The following is a 19923-nucleotide window of genomic DNA, read 5'->3' on the forward strand; positions in this document are numbered from 1 at the left end:
CGGGCCGTTAACGTGAACCTTCCCCGGCAATGCGACCGAGAACACGTTCTGCGCCGGCGTAGGGATCGCGCCTGTCGCGGCGCGCCCGCGGTGGATAGGGTGATGCCATGAGCGACAAGACCACCTGGGAGTACGCCACCATCCCGCTGCTGACGCACGCCACCAAGCAGATCCTCGACACCTGGGGCTCGGACGGCTGGGAGCTCGTCACCGTGCTCCCCGGCCCCACGGGCGAGCAGCACGTCGCGTACATGAAGCGGGCGACGTCGTGACCGCCTCCGAGCGCCTCGCCGAGCTGGGCATCGTGCTGCCCGAGGTCGTCCCGCCGCTGGCCGCGTACGTCCCGGCCACGCAGGTCGGCGACTTCGTCTACACGTCCGGCCAGCTGCCCATGCGCGACGGCGAGCTGGTGGCGCAGGGCAAGGTGAGCGAGAACCGCGAGGGCATCGTCCACCTCGACGACGCGACGTTCGCGGCCCGGCAGTGCGCGCTGAACGCACTCGCGGCGATCCACGCCCTCGTCGGCATCGACTCGGTCAAGCGCATCGTCAAGGTCACCGGCTACGTGGCCTCCGCGCCGGGATTCTCCAACCAGGCGCAGGTGCTCAACGGCGCGTCGCTGCTGCTCGGCGAGGTGTTCGGCGACGCGGGCGTGCACGTCCGGTCCGCCGTCGGCGTCGCGGAGCTGCCGCTCGGCGCGCCCGTCGAGGTCGAGCTCACGGTCCAGGTATGACGCTCGCGCACCCGGCGCCGGGGAAGCTGCGGCAGGTCACGCCCTACGCGGCGGTGCTGCTCTGCGACAACCCGTCGGTGATGACGCTCGAGGGCACCAACACCTGGATCCTGCGGGCCCCGGGGCGCGAGGAGGCCGTCGTGGTCGACCCCGGCCCCAAGGGGGAGAAGAAGCACCTCAAGCGCGTCGCGAAGGCCGCGGGCACCGTCGCGCTGACCCTGGTGACGCACCGGCACGCCGACCACACCGGCGGACTCAAGCGCTGGGAGGAGCTCACCCGCAGCCCCATCCGCGCCTTCTCCCCGACCTACTGCCTCAACACCGCGACGCCGCTCGCCGGCGGCGAGGTGATCGAGGTCGCCGGACTGCGGATCGAGGTGTTGCACACCCCGGGCCACACCGCCGACTCACTGAGCTTCCTGGTCGACGGTGCCGAGGGCGAGCCCGGCGCGCTCGTCTCGGGCGACACGATCCTCGGCCGCGGCACCACGGTGCTCGACGCCAGCGACGGTACGCTCGCCGACTACCTCGGTTCCCTGGACGCGCTCGCGGCGGTCGCCCCCGGCCGCGTCCTCCTCCCCGGGCACGGCCCCGACCTGCCCGACGCGGGCCCCGTCGTCGCGGCGTACACCGCGCACCGGCAGGACCGGCTGCAGCAGGTCCGCGACGCGCTCGACGACCTCGGGCTGAGCGCCGCCGATGCCAAGCCCATGAAGATCGTCAAGCACGTCTACCGCGACGTGGACAAGAAGGCCTGGCCCGCGGCGCGGCAGTCCGTGAAGGTCCAGTTGCAGTACCTCGCCGATCACGGCTGAGGACCGGCCGTGCCGCTGCAATGGATCGACGCGACGTTCCTGCGGGGCGGCACCAGCAAGGGGCTGTTCTTCCGGGAGACCGACCTGCCCCCGGCCGGACCCGAGCGTGACCGGCTGTTCCTCCGCGCGCTCGGTTCGCCCGACCCGTTCGGGCGCCAGCTCGACGGCATGGGCGGCGGGCTGTCCTCGCTGTCGAAGGTCGTCGTCGTGCGGGAATCCGGCGAGCCCGGGGTCGGGCTGGAGTACACGTTCGGGCAGGCCGCGATCCGCGACGCCGTGATGGACTACTCGGGGAACTGCGGGAACCTGTCGGCGGCCGTGGTGCCGTTCGCCCTCGGCGCGGGGTTGCTCGCCCTCGACGACGGCGACCGCGCCGTCGTCGTGAGCAACACCAACACCGGCAAGCAGATCCGGGTGCGGCTGGCGGTGACCGGCGGCGTCGCCGCCACGGAGGGCCCACTCGCGATCCCCGGTGTCGCCGGGACCGGCGCTCCGATCGAACTCGAGTACCTCGCGCCCGGAGGGGCGCGCACCGGAACGCTGCTGCCCGACGGTGCCGCCCGCTCGGTTCTGCGCGTCGACGGACGCGAGTACCCGGCGACCCTTGTCGACGCCGCGATACCGATGGTCGTCGTCGCGGCGGCCGACCTGCGCGTGACCGGCGCCGAGACACCCGGTGAGCTCGACGCGGACACCGGTCTGCAGGCGCTGCTGGACGGCCTGCGGCGCGCGGGGGCCGTCGCGATGGGACTCGCGGAGCGGCCCGAGGCGGCAGCGCTCGCCGTGCCCAAGATCGCGATCGTCGCGCCGCCGCGGGCGATGTCCACCATCGACGGCGCGGAGGTGCCCGCCGCGGAAGTCGACGTGGTCGTCCGGACGATCTCGATGGGGCAGACGCACCGTGCGATCCCCGGCACCGCCGCCCTCGCGGTCGCCGTCGCCGCGCGCCTGCCCGGTTCGCTGGTCGCGGATGCGGTGGGCGGTCCCGGCGCACCCGGCCCGGATGGGCCGCGGCCCGCTGGCGGAGCGGATCTGCGGATCGGCACCCCGTCGGGTGTGGTCACCGCGCGTGCCGTCGTGACCGCGACCCCGAGCGGACCGCACGCCGAGAGCGCGTCACTCCTGCGCACGGCGCGTCCGCTCATGCGCGGTCAGGTCGCTGTTCCGCGCTTCTGACGCCGGGCAGCCGCACATCGTGCGGAGCGTTCTGCGATGTCGCCGCCGGCCGATCCCGCAGAACGCTGCGAGAGATCTTGCAGTCGCCGGTGCCGCGTGGTGTCAGCGGGCGCGGCGCGCGAGGCGCTCGCTGTCCGTGATGACGACGGACTTGCCCTCGAGGCGGAGCCAGCCGCGGTGCGCGAAGTCGGCCAGGGCCTTGTTCACGGTCTCGCGGGACGCGCCCACGAGCTGCGCGATCTCCTCCTGCGTGAGGTCGTGCGTCACCCGCAGTGCGCCGTTCTCGTGCGTGCCGAAGCGCTGCGCGAGCTGCAGCAGCTGCTTGGCGACGCGGCCGGGGACGTCGGTGAAGATGAGGTCGGCCAGGTTGTTGTTGGTGCGCCGGAGGCGGCGCGCCAACACGCGCAGCAGCTGCTCCGCGATCTCGGGCCGGTCGCGGATCCACGCGCGCAGGGCCTCGCGGTCCATCGTCATCGCGCGGACCTCGGTGATGCAGGTGGCGCTCGACGTGCGGGGGCCCGGGTCGAAGATCGACATCTCACCGAACATGTCCGACGGGCCCATCACCGACAGCAGGTTCTCGCGGCCGTCCGGGGAGCGGCGGCCGAGCTTCACCTTGCCGGACAGGATGATGTACAGCCGGTCGCCGGGCTCGCCCTCGTTGAAGATGACGTGCCCACGGGGGTAGTCGACCTCGTGCAGATCCTTGGTGAGCGTATCGACAGCGCCCGGCTCGACACCCTGAAAAATGCCGGCCCGCGCCAGGACCTCGTCCACGGGGTACCTCGTTCCTTGATCGACGATCCGTCGCAGGCGGAGATCGCCGCGACCTGAAGTGTGAGTTTATGCAGCGTTCCGTGCAGATGTGGGAAATCGCACAGACGACTACTGGAAAGGTTACCCGTTCACATGGCGAAGGGCACGGCGGCGTTCCGCTTGGCGACGGTACGGCGCAGGTGACGGGTCAGCTCGCGCGGCGCTCGGCGCCCCCGTCGAGGTCGAGGCTGTCGACGGCCTTGGGGAGGCCGATCCGCGCCAGAGTCTCGACGTCGGGCGCCTCGTCGTCGCCGGTGGCGGGGGGCGCGACGGGCTCGGCCGTCACGCGCGTCTCGATACGTTCCATGGCCAACGCGAACAGCATCAGCACCACCGGGAACAGCAACCCGAGCAATCCTTGCATGCCGGACAGTAAACACATCCAAGGTCTCGATACGGCAACGAAGCAGCCACGGCACCGTCGTTAGAATCGGTTCCCATGCCCCCGGAGCCGGAGACCCACCTCGGACTGGTGCGCCGTGCCCGGCGGATGAATCGGACACTCGCCACCGCGTTCCCCCACGTGTACTGCGAACTCGACTTCACCGATCCGCTGGAACTGTCGGTCGCCACGATCCTCTCCGCGCAGTGCACCGACGTGCGCGTGAATCAAGTCACACCGGCGTTGTTCGCCCGGTACCGTACGGCCGCCGACTACGCCGGCGCGAACCGCGCCGAGCTCGAGGAGTACATCCGGTCGACGGGCTTCTACCGCAACAAGGCCACGTCGATCATGGGGCTGGGCCAGGCACTCGTGGACCGGTTCGACGGCGAGGTGCCGCGCACCATGAAGGAACTGGTGACACTGCCCGGCTTCGGCCGCAAGACCGCCAACGTGATCCTCGGCAACGCCTTCGACGTCCCCGGCATCACCGTCGACACGCACTTCTCGCGGCTCGTGCACCGCTGGGAGTGGACCGAGGAGAGCGATCCGGTGAAGATCGAGCACGCCGTCGGCGAGCTCATCCCGCGCACGGAGTGGACCCTGCTCAGCCACCGGGTGATCTTCCACGGCCGGCGCGTCTGCCACGCCCGCAAGCCCGCGTGCGGCGTCTGCGTGCTCGCCAAGGACTGCCCCGCGTTCGGTACCGGCCCCGTCGACCCCGCCGAGGCCGCGGACCTGGTCAAGGGCCCCGAGCGCGACCATCTGCTCGAGATCGCCCCGCCGCCGCCCCGGCGGCGCCGGACCCGGCCCGGAGCCGCCCGGTGACCGACCCCGACCGCACCCCCGATCCGGCACGGGAGCCCGCACCCCTGTTGCCCGGCGAACGCAGCCGCGTGCCCGCCGGCGTGCGCTGGCTCATCGTCTGCGCGATCGTCGCCGTCGCGCTCGCCGTGGCGATCTGGCCCCGCGGGAACGACGGTCCCGCATCCCCCACGACGCCGGCGGCGGCGCCGTCGACCAGCGCGAGTCCCGGCCAGCTGGCGGCGTCGCGGGCGAAGGCCGCCCTGCCGCCCTGCCCCGCGGGGATCGGAGCGTCGGCGCTCGCCGGCACGGCCCTGACCTGCCTCGGGGACGGCGCCCCCGTCGACCTGGCCGCTGCGGGGAGCCGGCCCGTCCTGCTCAACATCTGGGCCTGGTGGTGCGGCCCGTGCCGGGTGGAGTTGCCGGTGCTCGCCGACGTCGCGGCCCGCGCCGGCGACCGGCTCACGGTGCTCGGCGTCCACGCCGATCCCAACGCCGTCGCCGGGCTGGACCTGCTGGCCGAGCTCAAGGTCGCGCTCCCGACCGTGCAGGACCCGCAGGGCGTGGTCGCCACCGCCCTCGGCGCGCCGCGCGCCTACCCCGTGACCGTTCTGTTGCGTGCCGATGGCACTGTGGCCGGTGTGCACGCGCAACCCTTCACCTCCGTCGACGACGTGGCCGCCCTGCTGCGGTCCGAGCTCGGGGTGACCCTGTGAGCGCGCCGCGGTGGCTGGATCCGCTGCTCGGCAACCTCGGCGACGTGGCGAGCGAGATCGAGCAGCGCGGCGGGGCGGTCGCCGCGCTGCAGCGGGTCCGCAACCCGCGCCGGGCGTCGGTCCTCATCCTGTTCGACGGTGATCCCGCAGCCACGGGCCCGACGCCTCCCGCCGACGCCACGGTGCTGCTCACGCAGCGCGCCTCGGCCATGCGGCAGCACGCGGGCCAGGTCGCCTTCCCCGGAGGCGCCCGCGACCCCGAGGACGCCGACGACGTGGCCGTCGCGCTCCGCGAGGCCTGGGAGGAGACCGGGCTCGACCCCGAATCCGTCGAGGTGGTGGCCGAGCTGGATCCGATCGAGGTCCCCGTCTCGGGCTTCCGCGTGGTCCCGGTGATCGGCTACGCGGCCCGGCCGTCCGAGGTCCGCGCCGTCGATCCCGCCGAGACCGCGTTGGTCCGGCGCGTGCCGCTGGCGGAGCTCATCGACCCCGCGCACCGGTTCATGGTGCGCAAGTCCTTCTACCGCGGCCCCGCCTTCGCCGCGGGACCGATGCTCGTGTGGGGCTTCACCGGCGGCCTGGTGAACGCCCTGATCGGCGCCGCGGGCTGGGAGCAGCCCTGGGACACCCACGACGTGCGGCCCCTCACCGACGAGGTGCGCGCCGCGGCCGCCCGCGCCCAGACCTGGCAGGAGAGCGCTCGATGACCGGTTCGACCTGGGTCGACGTGATCGTCGTCGTCCTGATGATCCTCGCCGCGATCTCCGGCTACCGGCAGGGCGCGGCCGCCTCCGTGCTCGCGTTCATCGGCGTCGTGCTCGGCGCCGCCGCCGGCGTCCTGCTGGCTCCGCACGTCCTCGGTTCGGTCGACGACGCGAAGGGCCGCCTGCTCCTCGGCGTCGGCCTGCTGGCCGGGCTCGTCATCATCGGTGAGCTCTCCGGCATGGTGCTCGGGCGTGCGGTGCGCAGCTCGATCCGCAGCACCGGCCTGCGCACCGTCGACTCCGGTGTGGGCGCCGTGGTGCAGGTCGGGGCTCTGCTGGTGGCCGCATGGCTGGTCGCGATCCCGCTGACGTCGGCCGCGGCGCCGCAGGTGTCCCGGTCCGTCAACGGCTCCGCTGTGCTGGGAGCGGTCAACGAGTTCGCGAAGGTCGTCGGCGCCGACGGCCTGCCCCAGAAGTTCTCCGCGATCATCGACGACTCCGGGCTGCCGCAGGCGCTGGGCCCGTTCGTCAACACCCCGGTCGTGAGCGTCGAGACCCCCGATCGCGTCGACTTCACGGACCCCGCGGTGCAGCGCGTCCGCTCCTCCGTCGTCCGCATCGACGGCCAGGCCCCGTCGTGCAGCCGCGCGCTGGAGGGCTCCGGCTTCGTCGCGACGCCCGGCCGGGTGGTCACCAACGCGCACGTCGTCGCCGGCACCCGGAGCGTGCAGGTCACCGTCGACGGCACCAAGAAGTACAGCGCGCAGGTCGTCTACTTCGACGCGCAGACCGACGTCGCCGTGCTGAACGTGCCCGGCCTGCAGGCAAAGCCGCTCCGCATCGTCTTCAACGGCGCCAAGCCCGGTGACCCCGGCTTCGTGCTCGGCTACCCGGGCGGTGGCCCGCTCACCCTCTCCTCGTCACGGGTGCGGAGCCAGCAGACCCTCGAGGGCCGCAACATCTACCGGGACGCGCAGGTGCGGCGCGACGTCTACCTGCTCCGCGGGCAGGTCCGCCCCGGCAACTCGGGCGGCCCCGTCTTCGACCGGGACGGCAACGTGGTCGGCGTGATCTTCGGCGTGGCCGTCGACGACGCCGACACCGCCTTCGCGCTCACCGCCAAGCAGGTCGAGCCCGCGCTGCAGGCGGGGACCACCGCCACGGCGGGCGTCTCGACGGGGGCCTGCGTCAACCGCTGACCCGATACCGCGCCCCGCCGGCCCGTCCGCGCGGCACCGTCGGGCGCCGGCGACTCAGGGCAGCAGCCGGGGGCCCGGCAGGCTCGCGAGGAAGTCCACGAGCTGCGGCCCGACGGTGCCGGGCGCCTCCTCGTGCGCGTAGTGTCCGGCGTTCTCGACGACCCGGACGCGGTAGTCGGTGGCCCAGTCGTGGCTGGAGTAGACGGGCTGCGGCAGCACGTAGGGGTCCACGTCGCCGCGGAAGGCGAGTACCGGGATGTGCAGCCGCTGGTTCATGCTGCTGAGGAATCGCGCGCCGTCGGGGCGGAACTGGCTGCGCCAGGCCCAGCGGGCGTACTCGAGGGCGCTGTGCGCGGTGCCGGGGATCTGGATGGCGCTGCGGTAGCGGGGGAGTGCCTCGGCGTAGTCCGCGGTGCGCCGCCACGTAGCGCCGCTGCGCGCGGCGTACACGGCCCCGATCTCGGCGCCGTCGTCGCGCGTGAGGCGGTCCTCGGCGACGCGGGGGAGCTGCGCGAAAGTGATGGGGCCCAGCATCGCCGAGCGTTGCTCCTTGTTGCGCAGTGCAGAACGTTTGAGGGCGATCGGGTGCGGGGAGGAGATGACCGCGATCGCGGAGACCACCCGCGGGTGCAGGGTGGCCGCCGCCCAGCAGCCGAGCCCGCCCTCGCCGTGTCCGACGACGGCCGCCGAGGTGTGGCCGAGCGCGCGGACGAGTCCCGCGACGTCGCCGGAGAGGGTCCAGCCGTCGTAGCCGCGCGGCGGCTTGTCACTGTCGCCGTAGCCGCGCAGATCGAATGCGACGGCCCGGTAGCCCGCGTCGTGCAGCTGCGGCAGGAGGTGCCGCCAGCTCCACCAGAAGCCGCCGAAGCCGTGCAGCAGCACCACGAGCCGCCGGTCCGGATCGGGATCGCTGCCCTCCGGCCGGTACTCGACGGCGTGCAGCCGGATGCCGTTGGCGCGCACGTCGAGGTGCTCCCACGGGCCGGGGAACCGGACGCTCGACGGATCGGGACTGGTCACCGGTGGTGCCTCGGGGTCGTGCCGTCAGCGTCGCTCGACGGTCGACGGTGCGTCCGACGGCTTCCGGAGGGCGGCCGGGGCGGCCTCGCTCTTGAGCATCGACTGCGACTCCTTGAGCGAGGCGATGGTCTTCTGCGGGCCCTTGATGCGCTTGACCTTGAGGTAGCCGAGGAACGCCGCGATCCCGGCCACGAGCAGCATGAGGACGAAGACGATGAGGGACGCGGCCCACATCGGCAGCCACACGTTGAGCAGCCAGGTGAGGAAGAAGAAGAAGAAGAACGACGAGTACAGGGCGACGACGCCCGCGACGGCGAAGAACGCGGAGCCCGTGGCGGCCTTCTTGACGTCCCGCATGGTCTCGGCCTTGGCCAGCTCGACCTCGGCGCGGACCAGCGACGAGACCTGCGCCGATGCGTCCCGCACCAGGCTGCCGATCGTGGGATCGCCCGAGGCGGTCACGTTGGGATCGGTGAGCGGGATCGCCGAGAGCGTCCGCGGGGTCCCGCCGGTGGGTGTGCTGTCCAAGCTCACTGTGGTCCTCCTCTAGTTGGTAGTCATCGTGCCAGAGGTCACCCCCGCGTGTCCGCGCGACCACGACGTGTCGACCTCTTCGGCCGCACGGGGCCCGTTACGCGGCCTGGTGCGCCCTCCCGCGCCGCAGCAGCAACAGCGCGCCGATCACGGACGCCGCGACCGAGGTGAGCAGCACCGCGGCCTTCGCGAGATCGGCCTCGCCCTCGGGTAGCGCGAGCTCGGCCACCAGCAGGCTGACGGTGAAGCCGATCGCGCCGAGCACGCTGAGCGCCAGGATGTCCCGGTTGTCGAGGCCCTCGGGACGCTCGGCGAGCCGCAGCTTGACCGCGACCACGCTGGCCCCGGAGATGCCGATGATCTTGCCGAAGAACAGGCCGATCATGATGCCCAGGGCCAGCTCGTCGGTGAACAGCTCCCGGAAGACCTCGCCGTTGACGGCGACGCCGGAGGCGAAGAACGCGAAGATCGGCACGCACACCAGGGCCGAGATCGGCTGGATCCGGTGCTCGAGCCGCTCGGCGGGCGACTCCTGCTCGCCCGGGTCCGGCTTGACCCGGGTGAGCAGGCCCAGCATGACGCCGGCGATCGTCGCGTGCACGCCGGACTGCAGCATGGCCACCCACACCACGATCGCGATCGGTACGTAGTAGAGGGGCGTGGTGATCCGACGGTGCTGGCCGAACCAGTAGAGCGCGCAGCCGGCGGCCGCGACGGCCAGCCAGCCGATCTTGAGATCGCCGGCGAAGAGCACTGCGATCACGGCGATCGCGATGAGGTCGTCGACCACGGCGAGCCCGAGCAGGAAGACCCGCGCGCCCGACGGCAGCCGCGATCCGATGAGCGAGAGGATGCCCAGCGCGAAGGCGATGTCGGTGGCGATGGGGATGGCCCACGCACTCTCGATGTACGGGTTGTCGCGGGCGATGCCGAAGGCGATGACGGCGGGCACGACGACGCCGCCGACCGCGCACAGCACCGGCAGGGCGGCGCCGCGCACCGTCGACAGCTCGCCGACCACCAACTCACGCTTGAGCTCCAGGCCGGCGACGAAGAAGAAGATCGCGAGCAGGCCGTCCTTGGCCCAGTCCGCGAGCGAGAGCCGCAGGTGGAGGGAGTGGCCGAAGATCGTCCAGTCGTCGCTGCCCACCGTGATCTCGGCGAGGTGGGCGTAGCTCTCGGACCATGGGGAATTGGCCCACAGGAGTGCGATCGCCGCCGCGATGAGAAGGGCTGTGCCGCCGACGGTCTCGGTGCGCAGGAAGCGGATCAACGCCCGTGAGGCCCGGAAGCGGGGCGGTGCGTCGTTCATTCGTCGACGGTACCGCACGTGCCGACGGTGACCCGGGTCACCGCAGGTGGTCGCCGGTGCCCCGCGTAATCTCTGCGCAATGAATCGCAGGCGAATCGTCGTCGCCTCCATGGTGGGCACCACCATCGAGTTCTTCGACTTCTACATCTACGCGACCGCGGCAGTGCTGGTCTTCCCCACCCTGTTCTTCCCGAAGGGCGACGACACCGCGGCGCTGCTCGCCTCGTTCGCGACCTTCGGCCTGGCCTTCGCGGCGCGGCCCCTGGGGTCGATCCTGTTCGGCCACTTCGGCGACCGCGTCGGGCGCAAGGCGACGCTGGTGGGCTCACTGCTCACGATGGGCATCGCGACCTTCCTCATCGGCGTGCTCCCCACGTTCGACCAGGTGGGGTACTGGGCGCCGGCGCTCCTCGCCGTGATGCGCTTCGCGCAGGGGCTCGGCCTGGGTGGCGAGTGGTCGGGCGCCGCCCTGCTGGCGACCGAGACCGCCGCGCCGGGCAAGCGCGCCTGGGCGGCCATGTGGCCGCAGCTGGGCGCGCCCTTCGGCTTCTTCCTCGCCAACGGCACCTTCCTCGTGATCATGCAGCTGATGGACTTCGACTCGAAGACGTCGGGCGCGAACCACGCGTTCATGACATGGGGCTGGCGCATCCCCTTCCTCGCCTCCGCGGTCATGGTGATCGTCGGCCTGTACGTCCGTCTCAAGCTCACCGAGACCCCGGTGTTCGCGAAGGCCGTCGAGGAGGGGAAGAAGGTCAAGGCGCCGCTGGGTGAGGTGCTGCGCACCGCGTGGCGGCCGCTGATCATCGGCACCTTCGTCATGGTCGCCACGTACACGCTGTTCTACCTCGTGACCACGTGGATCGTGTCCTACGGCACCGGCAAGGTGGTCGACAAGTCGGGCGTCAAGCTCGGCATCTCGTACATCGACTTCCTCCAGATGCAGCTCATCGCGGTGCTGTTCTTCGCCGCGTTCGTCGCGGTCTCCGGCTACTTCGCCGATCGCATCGGCCGCCGCAAGGTGCTGATCGTGGTGACGCTCGCGATCATCGCCTACGGCCTGTCGTTCCACTGGATCCTCGACCCGTCGACGACCACGCAGGGCACGATGCTCGCCGTCCTCATCGCGGGCCTCACGCTCATGGGCATGACCTTCGGGCCGATGAGTGCCGTTCTGCCGGAGCTGTTCGCCACCAACGTCCGCTACACGGGCAGCGGCATCTCGTACAACTTCGCGTCGATCCTCGGCGCCGCCATCGCGCCGTTCATCGCCACCTGGCTGGTGAGCGACTACGGCGTCGGCTGGGTGGGCGTCTACCTCGCGCTCGCCGGCGGCGCGACCCTCGTCGCGCTCCTCGTGATGCACGAGACCCGCGACGTGGCGCTCGACGAGGTCTGACCGGCACCGTTCGCGGGCCCGGCGGAAGCACTCGATCCGCCTCGCTCGCACGGCCATCCGGCGACCTCTCGGCGGATTCGGGCCGGAACGCACGACGGTGCCGACCGGATCGGTCGGCACCGTCGTGGCGGTGGGGGATCAGCCCGCGCCGACCAGCGAGCCGGAGTCGGACGACGATCCGCTCGAGTCGGAGCCGGTGGCGCCGGCGCTGCTCGATCCCGCGTCGCCCGACGTGCTCGAACCCGAACCGGTCGAACCCGAATCGGTCGAACCCGAGGTGCTGCCGGAGCCGGTCGAGCCCGAGGCGCTCGAGCCGGAGCTGCTCGAGCCGGAGCCCGTCGCGCCCGAGCCGTTCGACGCGGAACCCGTCGACGGGGCGCTGCTCGCACCCGCGTCGCCCGAGGCGCTCGAGCCGGAGCCGCTCGAACCGGAGCCGCTCGACGCCGTGCCGCCCGTCCCGGACGAGCTCGTGCCCGAGCCGGCCGTGCCCGAGCCGGCCGTGCCCGAGCCGGCCGTGCCCGAGCCGGCCGTGCCCGAGCCGGCCGACGTGCCGGCCGACGGTGCCGGGGCAGCGGTCGCACCGCTGGAGCCGGCGGCGGCCTGCTCGGCGGCGACCTTATCGGCGGCCGCACGCTCTGCAGCACTGCGATCCACCGGGTTCCGTGCGGCCTCGGCCGCGGCCTTGTCGGCGGCGACCTTCGCCTCCGCGGCGCGCGCCGCGGCCTCCCGGGCCTTCGCCTCGGCAGAGCTCAGGTCGCGCGAACCCGCCTCGGCGGCGGTCTTGTCGGCGGTGGCTTTGTCGGTGGCGGCTTTGTCGGCTGCGGCTTGGGCGGCTGCGGCTTGGTCGGTCATGGCTTTGTCGATGGCGGTCTTGTCGGCTGCTGCCTTGTCGGCGGTGGCCTTGGCGGCGTTGGCCTGGTCGGCTGCGGCTTGTGCTGCGGTGGTGGCGTCGGTGGCGGCCTTGGCTGCGGCTGCGGTGGCGGCTGCGGCTTGGTCGGCTGCGGCCTTGGCGGCGGTGGCCTGGTCGGCTGCGGTGGTGGCGGCGGCTGCCTTGTCGGCGGCGGTGGCCTGGCGGGCGTCGGCGGTTTCCTTGGCGGCGGTGGCCTTCTCGGCCGCGGCGGTCTTGTCGGCTGCGGTCTTGTCGGCGGTTTCCTTGGCTGCGGTGGCCTTCTCGGCTGCTGCGGCGGAGGCGTCGGCGGCCTGTTGTGCGGCGGTGGCCTTGTCGGTGGCCGCGGTGGCGGCGTCGGTGGCCTGCTGCTGTGCGGCGGCGGCGTCGGCTGCGGACTTGTCGGCGGTGGCCTGGGCCTGTGCGGATGCCTCGGCTGCGGACTTGTCGGCTGCGGCCTTGGCGGCTGCTGCGGTGGCGGCGTCGGTGGCCTGCTGCTGTGCGGCGGCGGCGTCGGCTGCGGACTTGTCCGCGGTGGCCTGGGCCTGTGCGGAGTCGTTGGCGCGCTGCTGATCGGCGGCGGCCTGGGCGGCTGCTGCCGTGGCGGCGGCTGCGGTGTCGGCGGCCTTCTTGTCGGCGTCGGCGCGTTCGGTCGCTGCGGTGTCGGCGGCGGTCCTGGCGGTGTCGGCGGCGGTCTTGTCCGCGGCTGCCTGGTCGGCTGCGGTCTTGGCGGCGGCCGCGGTGTCGGCGGCGGTCTTGTCGGCTGCTGCGCGGTCGGCGGCGGCCTTGTCCGCTGTTGCCTTGGCCGCTGCCGCCTGGTCGGCGGTGGTCTTTGCGGCGTCGGCGGCTGCCCGGTCGGCTGCCGTGGCGTCGCTGAGGGTCTTGGCGGCGTCGGCGGCGGACTGCTGTGCCGCGGCCTGGTCGGCGGTGGCCTGGTCGGCTGCGGCCTTGGCGGCGGCTGCCTGGTCGGCTGCGGTCTTGGCGGCGGCTGCCTGGTCGGCCGCCCGCTGCGCCGCGTCGGCGGCGGCCTTGTCGGCTGCGGCCTTGTCGGCGGCGGCCTTGTCCGCTGTCGCCTGGTCGGCTGCGGCCTTGTCGGCGGCGGCCTGCGCGGCTTCGCCGGCCTGCTGCTGCGCGGCGGCGGCGTCCGAGCGTGCCTGGTCGGCTGCGGTCTTGGCGGCGGCTGCCTGGTCGGCTGCGGTCTTGGCGGCGGCCGCCTTCTCGGCGGCGACCTTCTGCGCGGCGGCTACCGCGTCGGCGTTGCCGGCGGCGTCGGCCGCGTCCTGGCGGGCCTTGGCTGCCTCGGCCTCTGCCTTGTCGGCTGCGGCCTTGGCGGCGTCGGCGGCCGTCGTCGCTGCGGCTGCCTGCTCGACGGCGGCCTTGGCCGCTGCTGCGGTGTCGGCGGCGGTCTTGTCGGCGGTGGCTTTGTCGGTGGCGGCTTTGTCGGCTGCGGCCCTGTCGGCGGCGGCCTTCGCGGCCGCGGCCGCACTGGCCTCGGCGGCGTCGTCGGCAGCATCGGAGGCCGCGCGGGCGGCGCTCTCCGCGGCGGTCTGCTCCGTGGCGGCGCGGTCAGCGGCCGCGGTGTCCGCTGCCACCTTGTCGGCGGCGGCCTTCGCGGAGGCGTCGGCGGCGCGCTGCGCGGCCGCCGCATCGGTCGCGGCACGATCCGCCGCGTCCTTGTCCGCGGTCGCCTTCTCGGCCGCGGCCCGGGCGTCGGCCGCCTTCGTCGCGGTGTCCTGCGCCGTGGCGTCCGCTGCGGTCTTCGCCGCCGCCGCGTCGGCCGCGGCCTGGTTCGCGGCGGCGAGCGCGGCCGCAGCGTTCTCGGCGGCCGTCCTGTCCGCTGCCGCCTTGTCGGCCGAAGCCTTCGCGATCGCAGCGGTGTCCGCGGCGACCCGATCCGCCGCGGTCCTCTCCGCGGCAGCGCGCTGGGCCTCAGCGGTGGCGGCCTTGGCGGCCTCGGCGGCCGCCGTGTCGGCGGCGGTCGCGTCGGCGGTCTTCGCAGCCGCGTCATCGGCCTTCTGCTGCGCGGCAGCGGCATCGGCCGCCGCCTGGTCGGCCGCCCGGCGGGCCGCCTCGGCAGCCGCCTGGTCGGAGGCCGCCTGGTCGGCGGCGGTCTTCGCCGCGGCATCGGCGTTCGCCCGAGCCGTAGCGGCATCCGCGGCCGCCTTGTCAGCTGCGGCCTTGGCTGCTCCCGCGGCGTCGGCGACGGCCTTCGCGGCCGCGGCCTCCTGGGCCGCGGTCGCCGCGGCCGCGGCAGCGTCCTGCTGCGCCTTCGCGGCGTCAGCCGCTGCCTTGTCGGCGGCGGTCTTCGCCGCGGCCGAGGCCTCCTGGGTGGCCTTGGCGTCCGCGGCCTGCTTCTCGGCGGCGGCCTTCTGCGCGGCTGCGGCGGCGGTCACCGTCTGCCGCTCCAGGGCGACCGCATCGGCGGCGGCCTTGTCGGCTGCCGCCTTGTCGGCCGCGGCCTTGGCGGCGGCGGTGGCGTCGTTCGGGTTCGCGGCGGCTGCGGCTGCCGACTTGTCGGCAACGGCCTTCGCCGCCGCCGCCTTGTCCTTCGCGGCGAGGACAGCGGTGTTGTCGTAGTCCAGCACGCCCACGGCATTGGCCGAGGCGGTGGCGGTCTGCTGCGTGGTGGCCGCCCGATCGGTCGCGGTCTTCAGCGCGGCATCCGCGGTCTGCTTGGAGGTGTTCGCCGTCGCGAGCGCGGTCTGCGCGGCCGTGTCCCGCGTGGCGGCCGAGGTGACCGCGGTGTCGGCGGCGTTCTGCGTCGCCTGCGCGGTGCGCAGCGCGTCCTGCGCGGTGCGGCTGGTCGCCTGCTTCGCGGCGAGATCCTGCTTGGCGGCGTTGAGCGCGCGCTCCTTGTCGCGGAACAACCACTCGAGCAGCCCGCCGATCAGCCCCCGGTTGGCGTCGTACTCCCGCTGCGCCGCGGCAACCGCGCTCTCCGCGGCGGTGACGTCGGCGGCGGCCTTGGTCGCCGCCGCTTGCGCCTGCTGCGTGCTGGTGGCGGCCGCCGCAGCCTGAGTCCTCGCGGTCTGCAGTGCGGCCGCGCTGGCCTGGGCCGCACGCTGCGCGTCGGCCTGTGTCTTCGCGGCGTTCGCCGCAGCGCGGCTGGCGGCGGCCTTGTCCGCGGCGGCGAGGGTCGCGGTCGCCGCGTCCTCCTCGGCCTTGACGGCGGCCGTGTACGTCGCCTGCGCCCGGGCGCTCTCGGTCGCCGCCCGATCGGCCGCCACCTTGTCGGCCGCAGCCTTGTCGGCGGCCGCCTTCGCGGCCTGGTCGGCTGCGGTACGCGCGGCGGTCGTCTCGGCGGCGGCGCGATCGGCCGCGGCCTTATCGGCGGCGGCCTTGTCTGCGGCGGCCTTGGCCGCGTCCGCCGTCGACGTCGCCGCGGCAGCCGCCGCGTCCGCGTCGCGCTGAGTCGACGCCGCAGCGTCGGCGGCCTGCTGAGCGGTGGTGCCGGCGGCCGCCGACCGTCGTGCGGCCTCCTCGGCGGCAGCGGCGGCCTCCGCAGCGGCCCTGGCGGCGGCCGCCTTGTCCGCGGCGTTCTTCTCGGCGTCGGCCTGCGCCGCCTCGGCGGCCGTCCTCGCCTCACCGGCGGCCGCTGCCGCGGCGGTCGCGGCGGCAGCGCGCTCCGCTGCGGCCTTGTCGGCGGCCGCCTTGTCGGCGGCGGCCCGGTCCGCGGCCTCCCGGTCGCGATCGGCGGCCTGCTGCGCCTGCTCGGACTCGGCTGCGGTGGACGCGGTCGCAGCGGCCCGGTCGGCTGCGGTGGCCGCGGCGGCAGACCTGTCCGCAGCGGTGCGCGACGCATCGGCCGCCGCGGCATCCGCAGCGGCCTTCGCGGCCGCCGCGGCGTCGGACTCGGCCGTCTTCGCGGCCGCCTCCGCGGCGGCCTTCTCCGCCGCCGCGGCCCGCTCGGAGCTCGTCGCGGCGGCCTGTGCGGCGGTGGCATCGGCGGCCGCCTGGGCCTCCCGCGACTTCTGCAGCGCCGCGTTCGCGGCGGCCGTGCGCTCCGCCGCCGACGTCGCCGCGGCGGCCCGGTCGGCCGCCGCCTGGGCGGCCCCCTCGGCCGTCGTGCGTGCACTCTCGGCATCGGCCGCCGAGCGATCGGCGGTCGCCTGGTCGGCGGCGGCCTTCTCGGTCGCGGCCTGCTTCGCGGCGGCGGCCGCCTGCGCGGCCTTCTCGGCGTCGACGGCGGACTGGACCGCACTCTGCTGCGCCTCGGAAGCCTTGTCCGCTGTCGCCTTCGCCGCGGCGGCGCTGTCGGTGGCGGTGCGTGCTGCGGTGGCTTGGTCGGCGGCGGCTTGGTCGGCGGCGGCTTGGTCTCGGGTGGCTTGTTCGGCGGCTGCGGTGGCCTGTTGGTGTGCGGCTTGTGCTGCGGTGGCGTTGGCGGCGGCGGTTTCGGCGGCGGTGGTCTTGTCGGCGAGGTCCTTGTCGGCTGCGGTCTTGGCGTTGTCGGCGGTGGTCTTGTCGGCGGCGGCCTTGGCTGCGGCTGCTGCGGTGGCGGTGGCCGTTTCGGTGGCGGTGGTCGCTGCGGCGGCGGCCTGGTCGGCTGCGGTCTTGGCGTCGGCTGCGGCCCGGTCGGCTGTGGTCTTGGCGTCGGCGGCCTGCTGGGCGGCGGTGGTGGCTGCGGTGGCCTTGTCGGTGGCCTGCTGGGCTGCGGTGTTCTTGTTCGCTGCGTCGGTGGTGGCGGCGTCGAGGGCCTGCGCGGTGGCGTCCTTGGTGGCGGCTGCGCGGTCGGCGGCGGCGCGGGTGTCGGCGGCGGTCTTGTCGGCGGCCTGCTGGGCGGCCTGCTTGTCGGCGGCGGTCCGGGCGGCGTCGGTGGCGGCCTGTTCGGCGGCGGTCTGGGCTGCGGCGGACTTCTCGGCGGCGGCGCGGGTGTCGGCGGCGGTCTTGTCGGCGGCCTGCTGGGCGGCCTGCTTGTCGGCCGCGGTCTGGGCGGCGTCGGCCGCGGCCTGCTCGGCGGCGGTCTGGGCTGCGGCGGAGTCGGCGGCGGTGGCCTTGTCGGCGGCTGCCTTCTCGGCGGCGGCCTTGGCCTTGTCCGCGGCTGCGGTCGCGGTGGTCGTCGCGGTGGCGGCGGCGTTCTCGGCGGCGGTCTGGGCTGCGGCGGAGTCGGCGGCGGTGGCCTTGTCGGCGGCTGCCTTCTCGGCGGCGGCGGTGGCCTTGTCGGCGGCGGCGGTGGCGTCGGCGGTGGCCTTGTCGGCGGCGGCGGTCGCGGCGGCCTGTTCGGCGGCGGCCTTGTCTGCTGCCGTCTTGTCGGTGGCGGCCTGTTCGGTGGCGGCGCGGCGCTCGGCCTCGCGCTGTGCGGCGGCGGCGTCCGCTGCGGCCTTCTCCGCGGCGGCCTGTTCGGCGGCCTTGGTGGCGTCGGCGGCGGTCTTGTCCGCTGCGGCCTTGTCGGCGGCGGCCTGTTCGGCGGCCTTGGTGGCGTCGGCGGCGGTCTTGTCCGCTGCGGCCTTGTCGGCGGCGGCCTTGGCGGCGGCGTCGGTGGCCTGGTTCTGGGTCTGCTGTGCTGCGGCGAGGCGGTCGGCTGCGGCCTGGGCGGCGGTGGTGTTCTCCGCTGCGGTCTTGTCGGCGGCGGCCTTGTCGGCGGCTGCCTTCTCCGCGGCCTTGGCGGCCTGGTCGGCGGCGGCGTTGGCGGCGGCGAGCCGCTCAGCCGCCTTCACCGCCTCCGCAGCGGTCGTGCCCTGCGTGGTGCGCGCCTCGTCGACCGCGCGCCGAGCGCGCGCCGCCTCCTCCGCGGCCCACTCGGCGGCGATCCGCGCGCCCAGGGCGCTGGCCCGCGCCCGGGCCGCGTAGTCGATACCGGGAATCCCCAGCGGGGACTGCAGATCGAAGTAGCCACCGATCCCGAAACCGAAGCCGATCCCCGGCCCGAGGCCGATCCCGAAGCCGATCCCGGCGGTGAACCGCAGGCTGCCGTTGGGGCCCTCACCGATGCCCGCGCCGGCACCGAAGCCGAACCCGACGCCCGGGGCGAGCCCCAGGCTCACGCCGGTGCCGACGCCGAAGGGGTACGCGGGCCCGTAGCCGGGCGTGAGGCCGAACCGCACGCCGGGGGTGAACCCGTAGCCGGAGTTGAAGCCGGCACCCAGCCCGGCGCCGGTGCCGAAGCCGAACCCGTCACCCAGCCCGGCGCCGAAGCCGACGCCCGTACCGAAGCCGAGTCCGGGACCGAATCCGATCCCGCCACCGAAACCGACACCGGGCCCGCCCTTCGGTGCCCCGACGCCGACCCACGGGCCGGCCCCGATCCACCCGAAGTCGGCGGCATTGGCGATCACGTAGGCGCCGTTGCTGTTGATCCCCCCGATGGCGAACCCACAGCTGAGGTCCAGCGGCGTGTTCGCGCCCCGCAGGCCCAGCTACACGAGGCGGGTGGGGTAGCACGGCGTCGCGGGTGCACCCGCCGTCGTTGCGGCTGCACGACCGATCCCGGCTCCCGATGGCACCGCAACGGAGAACGGAGCGCTTGACCAACGTGCGTTGTTGATGGAGGCGGCCGACACGTCGCGCGCCGAGGCGCCTGCCGGGGTGGTGTCCTGGGCGTTGGCGGTCCCCAGGGAACCGGAGGTCACCAGCCCGACGACGGTGGTGGTTGCGGCTGCGGCGCGTGCGATCGACATGTGGAGTTCTGTCCTTGCGAAAGAGGGAGGAGCGCCGACGTGGTGGTGCAGCGCCAATTCATCGTGGATGCATCAAAGGTTCAGCGTCCACAATTTGCAATCAATCACGCAGAATCTTCACAGTGTTTTTGAAACGTCAAACCAAGAGTCTGTAAAATCGAAAACACTATCGATGAACCGACTCGAAATCCAGGGTTTGTTCGTTAGCGTCAGGTTGTTATTCACCGACTGTTCAGCCGCGCGACTCCTGCTGCTACCGCGGCCTCCCGGTACGCCGCGGCGAGACTGGCCACCGTCTCATGCGCATTGAGCCCACTCGGGTTGGGCAGAACCCACACCCGCGTCTCCCCGATGATCCGGTCCTGCGGGCCCGGCACCGCCTTCGGCTCGTGGAAGGCCGTGCGGTAGGCGGTGATCCCCAGCACCGCGAGAACCCGCGGCGCGACCCGCAGCACCCGCTCCACGAGGGCCTCGCCGCCCTCCCGGAGCTCGTCGGTGCTGAGTTCGCTCGCCTTCGCCGTGGCGCGCGGCGCGACATTGGTGATGCCGACACCCGCGTCGACCAGCGCGTTCCGGTCCGCGAACGACATCCCGTCCGTCGCATCGATGACGTGGTCCACGATCCCGGCCTCGTACAGCGCGGGGTAGAAGCGGTTACCGGGCCGGGCGAAGTGCGCACCCGTCGCCGCCGTCCACAGGCCCGGGTTGATGCCCGCGAACAGCAGCCGGCAGTCCGGGCCGAGGAGATCAGGCACCGTCGTGTCCGAGTAGGCGAGCAGCTGCTCGCGGGTGAAACCCATGGATACTGCCTAC

General features: G+C 73.8%; 16 protein-coding genes. 9 read left to right on the forward strand and 7 right to left on the reverse strand.

Features of this window, described 5'->3' with window-relative positions:
• Positions 1 to 107 precede the first annotated feature (107 nt).
• The 4 genes from sp36 to ELY19_RS09735 are packed head-to-tail and all read left to right on the forward strand — an operon-like array spanning position 108 to position 2724.
• Positions 108 to 272, forward strand: coding sequence for a Sp36 family protein (gene sp36, locus ELY19_RS09720; protein WP_126196015.1), 165 nt, complete (start codon positions 108 to 110; stop codon positions 270 to 272).
• Positions 269 to 733 (forward strand): RidA family protein, encoded by a 465-nt coding sequence (locus ELY19_RS09725; protein WP_126196016.1) that lies wholly within the window; start codon positions 269 to 271, stop codon positions 731 to 733. The genes sp36 and ELY19_RS09725 overlap by 4 nt, the downstream gene beginning before the upstream one ends.
• The gene (locus tag ELY19_RS09730) at positions 730 to 1548 is read left to right on the forward strand and encodes an MBL fold metallo-hydrolase (protein WP_126196017.1); all 819 of its coding nucleotides are present in this window, start codon (positions 730 to 732) and stop codon (positions 1546 to 1548) included. Before ELY19_RS09725 ends, ELY19_RS09730 begins: the two co-directional genes overlap by 4 nt.
• A 9-nt stretch (positions 1549 to 1557) precedes the next feature.
• Positions 1558 to 2724, forward strand: coding sequence for a PrpF domain-containing protein (locus ELY19_RS09735; RefSeq protein ID WP_126196018.1), 1167 nt, complete (start codon positions 1558 to 1560; stop codon positions 2722 to 2724).
• Positions 2725 to 2826: 102 nt separating this feature from the next.
• Here ELY19_RS09735 and ELY19_RS09740 read toward each other — a convergent pair whose 3' ends face one another.
• Both ELY19_RS09740 and ELY19_RS09745 read right to left on the reverse strand, forming a co-directional pair.
• A complete protein-coding gene (locus ELY19_RS09740) occupies positions 2827 to 3501 on the reverse strand; it encodes a Crp/Fnr family transcriptional regulator (protein ID WP_126196019.1) in 675 nt (224 codons plus the stop codon).
• A gap of 187 nt (positions 3502 to 3688) precedes the next feature.
• Positions 3689 to 3904, reverse strand: coding sequence for a hypothetical protein (locus ELY19_RS09745; protein ID WP_068626517.1), 216 nt, complete (start codon positions 3902 to 3904; stop codon positions 3689 to 3691).
• A gap of 75 nt (positions 3905 to 3979) precedes the next feature.
• On the opposite strand from ELY19_RS09745, the gene nth reads away from it, so the two are divergent.
• Genes nth through ELY19_RS09765 form a run of 4 tightly spaced genes read left to right on the forward strand, consistent with a single transcriptional unit; the run spans position 3980 to position 7345 of the window.
• Positions 3980 to 4750: an endonuclease III gene (gene nth / locus ELY19_RS09750; RefSeq protein ID WP_126196020.1), complete on the forward strand. Its 771-nt coding sequence runs from the start codon at positions 3980 to 3982 to the stop codon at positions 4748 to 4750.
• Positions 4747 to 5442 (forward strand): TlpA family protein disulfide reductase, encoded by a 696-nt coding sequence (locus ELY19_RS09755; RefSeq protein ID WP_126196021.1) that lies wholly within the window; start codon positions 4747 to 4749, stop codon positions 5440 to 5442. The genes nth and ELY19_RS09755 overlap by 4 nt, the downstream gene beginning before the upstream one ends.
• A complete protein-coding gene (locus ELY19_RS09760; RefSeq protein WP_126196022.1) occupies positions 5439 to 6149 on the forward strand; it encodes an NUDIX hydrolase in 711 nt (236 codons plus the stop codon). The genes ELY19_RS09755 and ELY19_RS09760 overlap by 4 nt, the downstream gene beginning before the upstream one ends.
• The gene (locus ELY19_RS09765; RefSeq protein WP_126196023.1) at positions 6146 to 7345 is read left to right on the forward strand and encodes a MarP family serine protease; all 1200 of its coding nucleotides are present in this window, start codon (positions 6146 to 6148) and stop codon (positions 7343 to 7345) included. The genes ELY19_RS09760 and ELY19_RS09765 overlap by 4 nt, the downstream gene beginning before the upstream one ends.
• Before the next feature lie 54 nt (positions 7346 to 7399).
• On the opposite strand, the gene ELY19_RS09770 is transcribed toward ELY19_RS09765, so the two are convergent.
• The 3 genes from ELY19_RS09770 to nhaA form a co-directional block, all read right to left on the reverse strand.
• Positions 7400 to 8365, reverse strand: a complete 966-nt coding sequence (locus ELY19_RS09770; protein WP_126196024.1) for an alpha/beta fold hydrolase — start codon at positions 8363 to 8365, stop codon at positions 7400 to 7402.
• 24 nt (positions 8366 to 8389) lie between these two features.
• Positions 8390 to 8899 (reverse strand): phage holin family protein, encoded by a 510-nt coding sequence (locus ELY19_RS09775; protein WP_126196025.1) that lies wholly within the window; start codon positions 8897 to 8899, stop codon positions 8390 to 8392.
• 97 nt (positions 8900 to 8996) lie between these two features.
• The gene (gene nhaA, locus ELY19_RS09780) at positions 8997 to 10211 is read right to left on the reverse strand and encodes a Na+/H+ antiporter NhaA (RefSeq protein ID WP_126196026.1); all 1215 of its coding nucleotides are present in this window, start codon (positions 10209 to 10211) and stop codon (positions 8997 to 8999) included.
• Between the two features lie 79 nt (positions 10212 to 10290).
• On the opposite strand from nhaA, the gene ELY19_RS09785 reads away from it, so the two are divergent.
• A complete protein-coding gene (locus ELY19_RS09785) occupies positions 10291 to 11610 on the forward strand; it encodes an MFS transporter (RefSeq protein WP_126196027.1) in 1320 nt (439 codons plus the stop codon).
• Between the two features lie 138 nt (positions 11611 to 11748).
• On the opposite strand, the gene ELY19_RS09790 is transcribed toward ELY19_RS09785, so the two are convergent.
• Both ELY19_RS09790 and mug read right to left on the reverse strand, forming a co-directional pair.
• The gene (locus ELY19_RS09790; RefSeq protein ID WP_126196028.1) at positions 11749 to 18768 is read right to left on the reverse strand and encodes a hypothetical protein; all 7020 of its coding nucleotides are present in this window, start codon (positions 18766 to 18768) and stop codon (positions 11749 to 11751) included.
• Between the two features lie 563 nt (positions 18769 to 19331).
• Positions 19332 to 19910: a G/U mismatch-specific DNA glycosylase gene (mug, locus tag ELY19_RS09795; protein ID WP_126196029.1), complete on the reverse strand. Its 579-nt coding sequence runs from the start codon at positions 19908 to 19910 to the stop codon at positions 19332 to 19334.
• Positions 19911 to 19923 lie beyond the last annotated feature (13 nt).

The organism is Tsukamurella paurometabola (genome assembly GCF_900631615.1).
Lineage (GTDB): Bacteria > Actinomycetota > Actinomycetes > Mycobacteriales > Mycobacteriaceae > Tsukamurella > Tsukamurella paurometabola_A.

Coding starts and splice junctions, on each gene's coding strand:
- sp36 (WP_126196015.1), top strand. CDS start 108: ATGAGCGACAAGACCACCTGGGAGTACGCCACCATCCCGCTGCTGACG.
- ELY19_RS09730 (WP_126196017.1), top strand. CDS start 730: ATGACGCTCGCGCACCCGGCGCCGGGGAAGCTGCGGCAGGTCACGCCC.
- ELY19_RS09745 (WP_068626517.1), bottom strand. CDS start 3,904: ATGCAAGGATTGCTCGGGTTGCTGTTCCCGGTGGTGCTGATGCTGTTC.
- nth (WP_126196020.1), top strand. CDS start 3,980: ATGCCCCCGGAGCCGGAGACCCACCTCGGACTGGTGCGCCGTGCCCGG.
- ELY19_RS09765 (WP_126196023.1), top strand. CDS start 6,146: ATGACCGGTTCGACCTGGGTCGACGTGATCGTCGTCGTCCTGATGATC.
- nhaA (WP_126196026.1), bottom strand. CDS start 10,211: ATGAACGACGCACCGCCCCGCTTCCGGGCCTCACGGGCGTTGATCCGC.
- ELY19_RS09785 (WP_126196027.1), top strand. CDS start 10,291: ATGAATCGCAGGCGAATCGTCGTCGCCTCCATGGTGGGCACCACCATC.
- mug (WP_126196029.1), bottom strand. CDS start 19,910: ATGGGTTTCACCCGCGAGCAGCTGCTCGCCTACTCGGACACGACGGTG.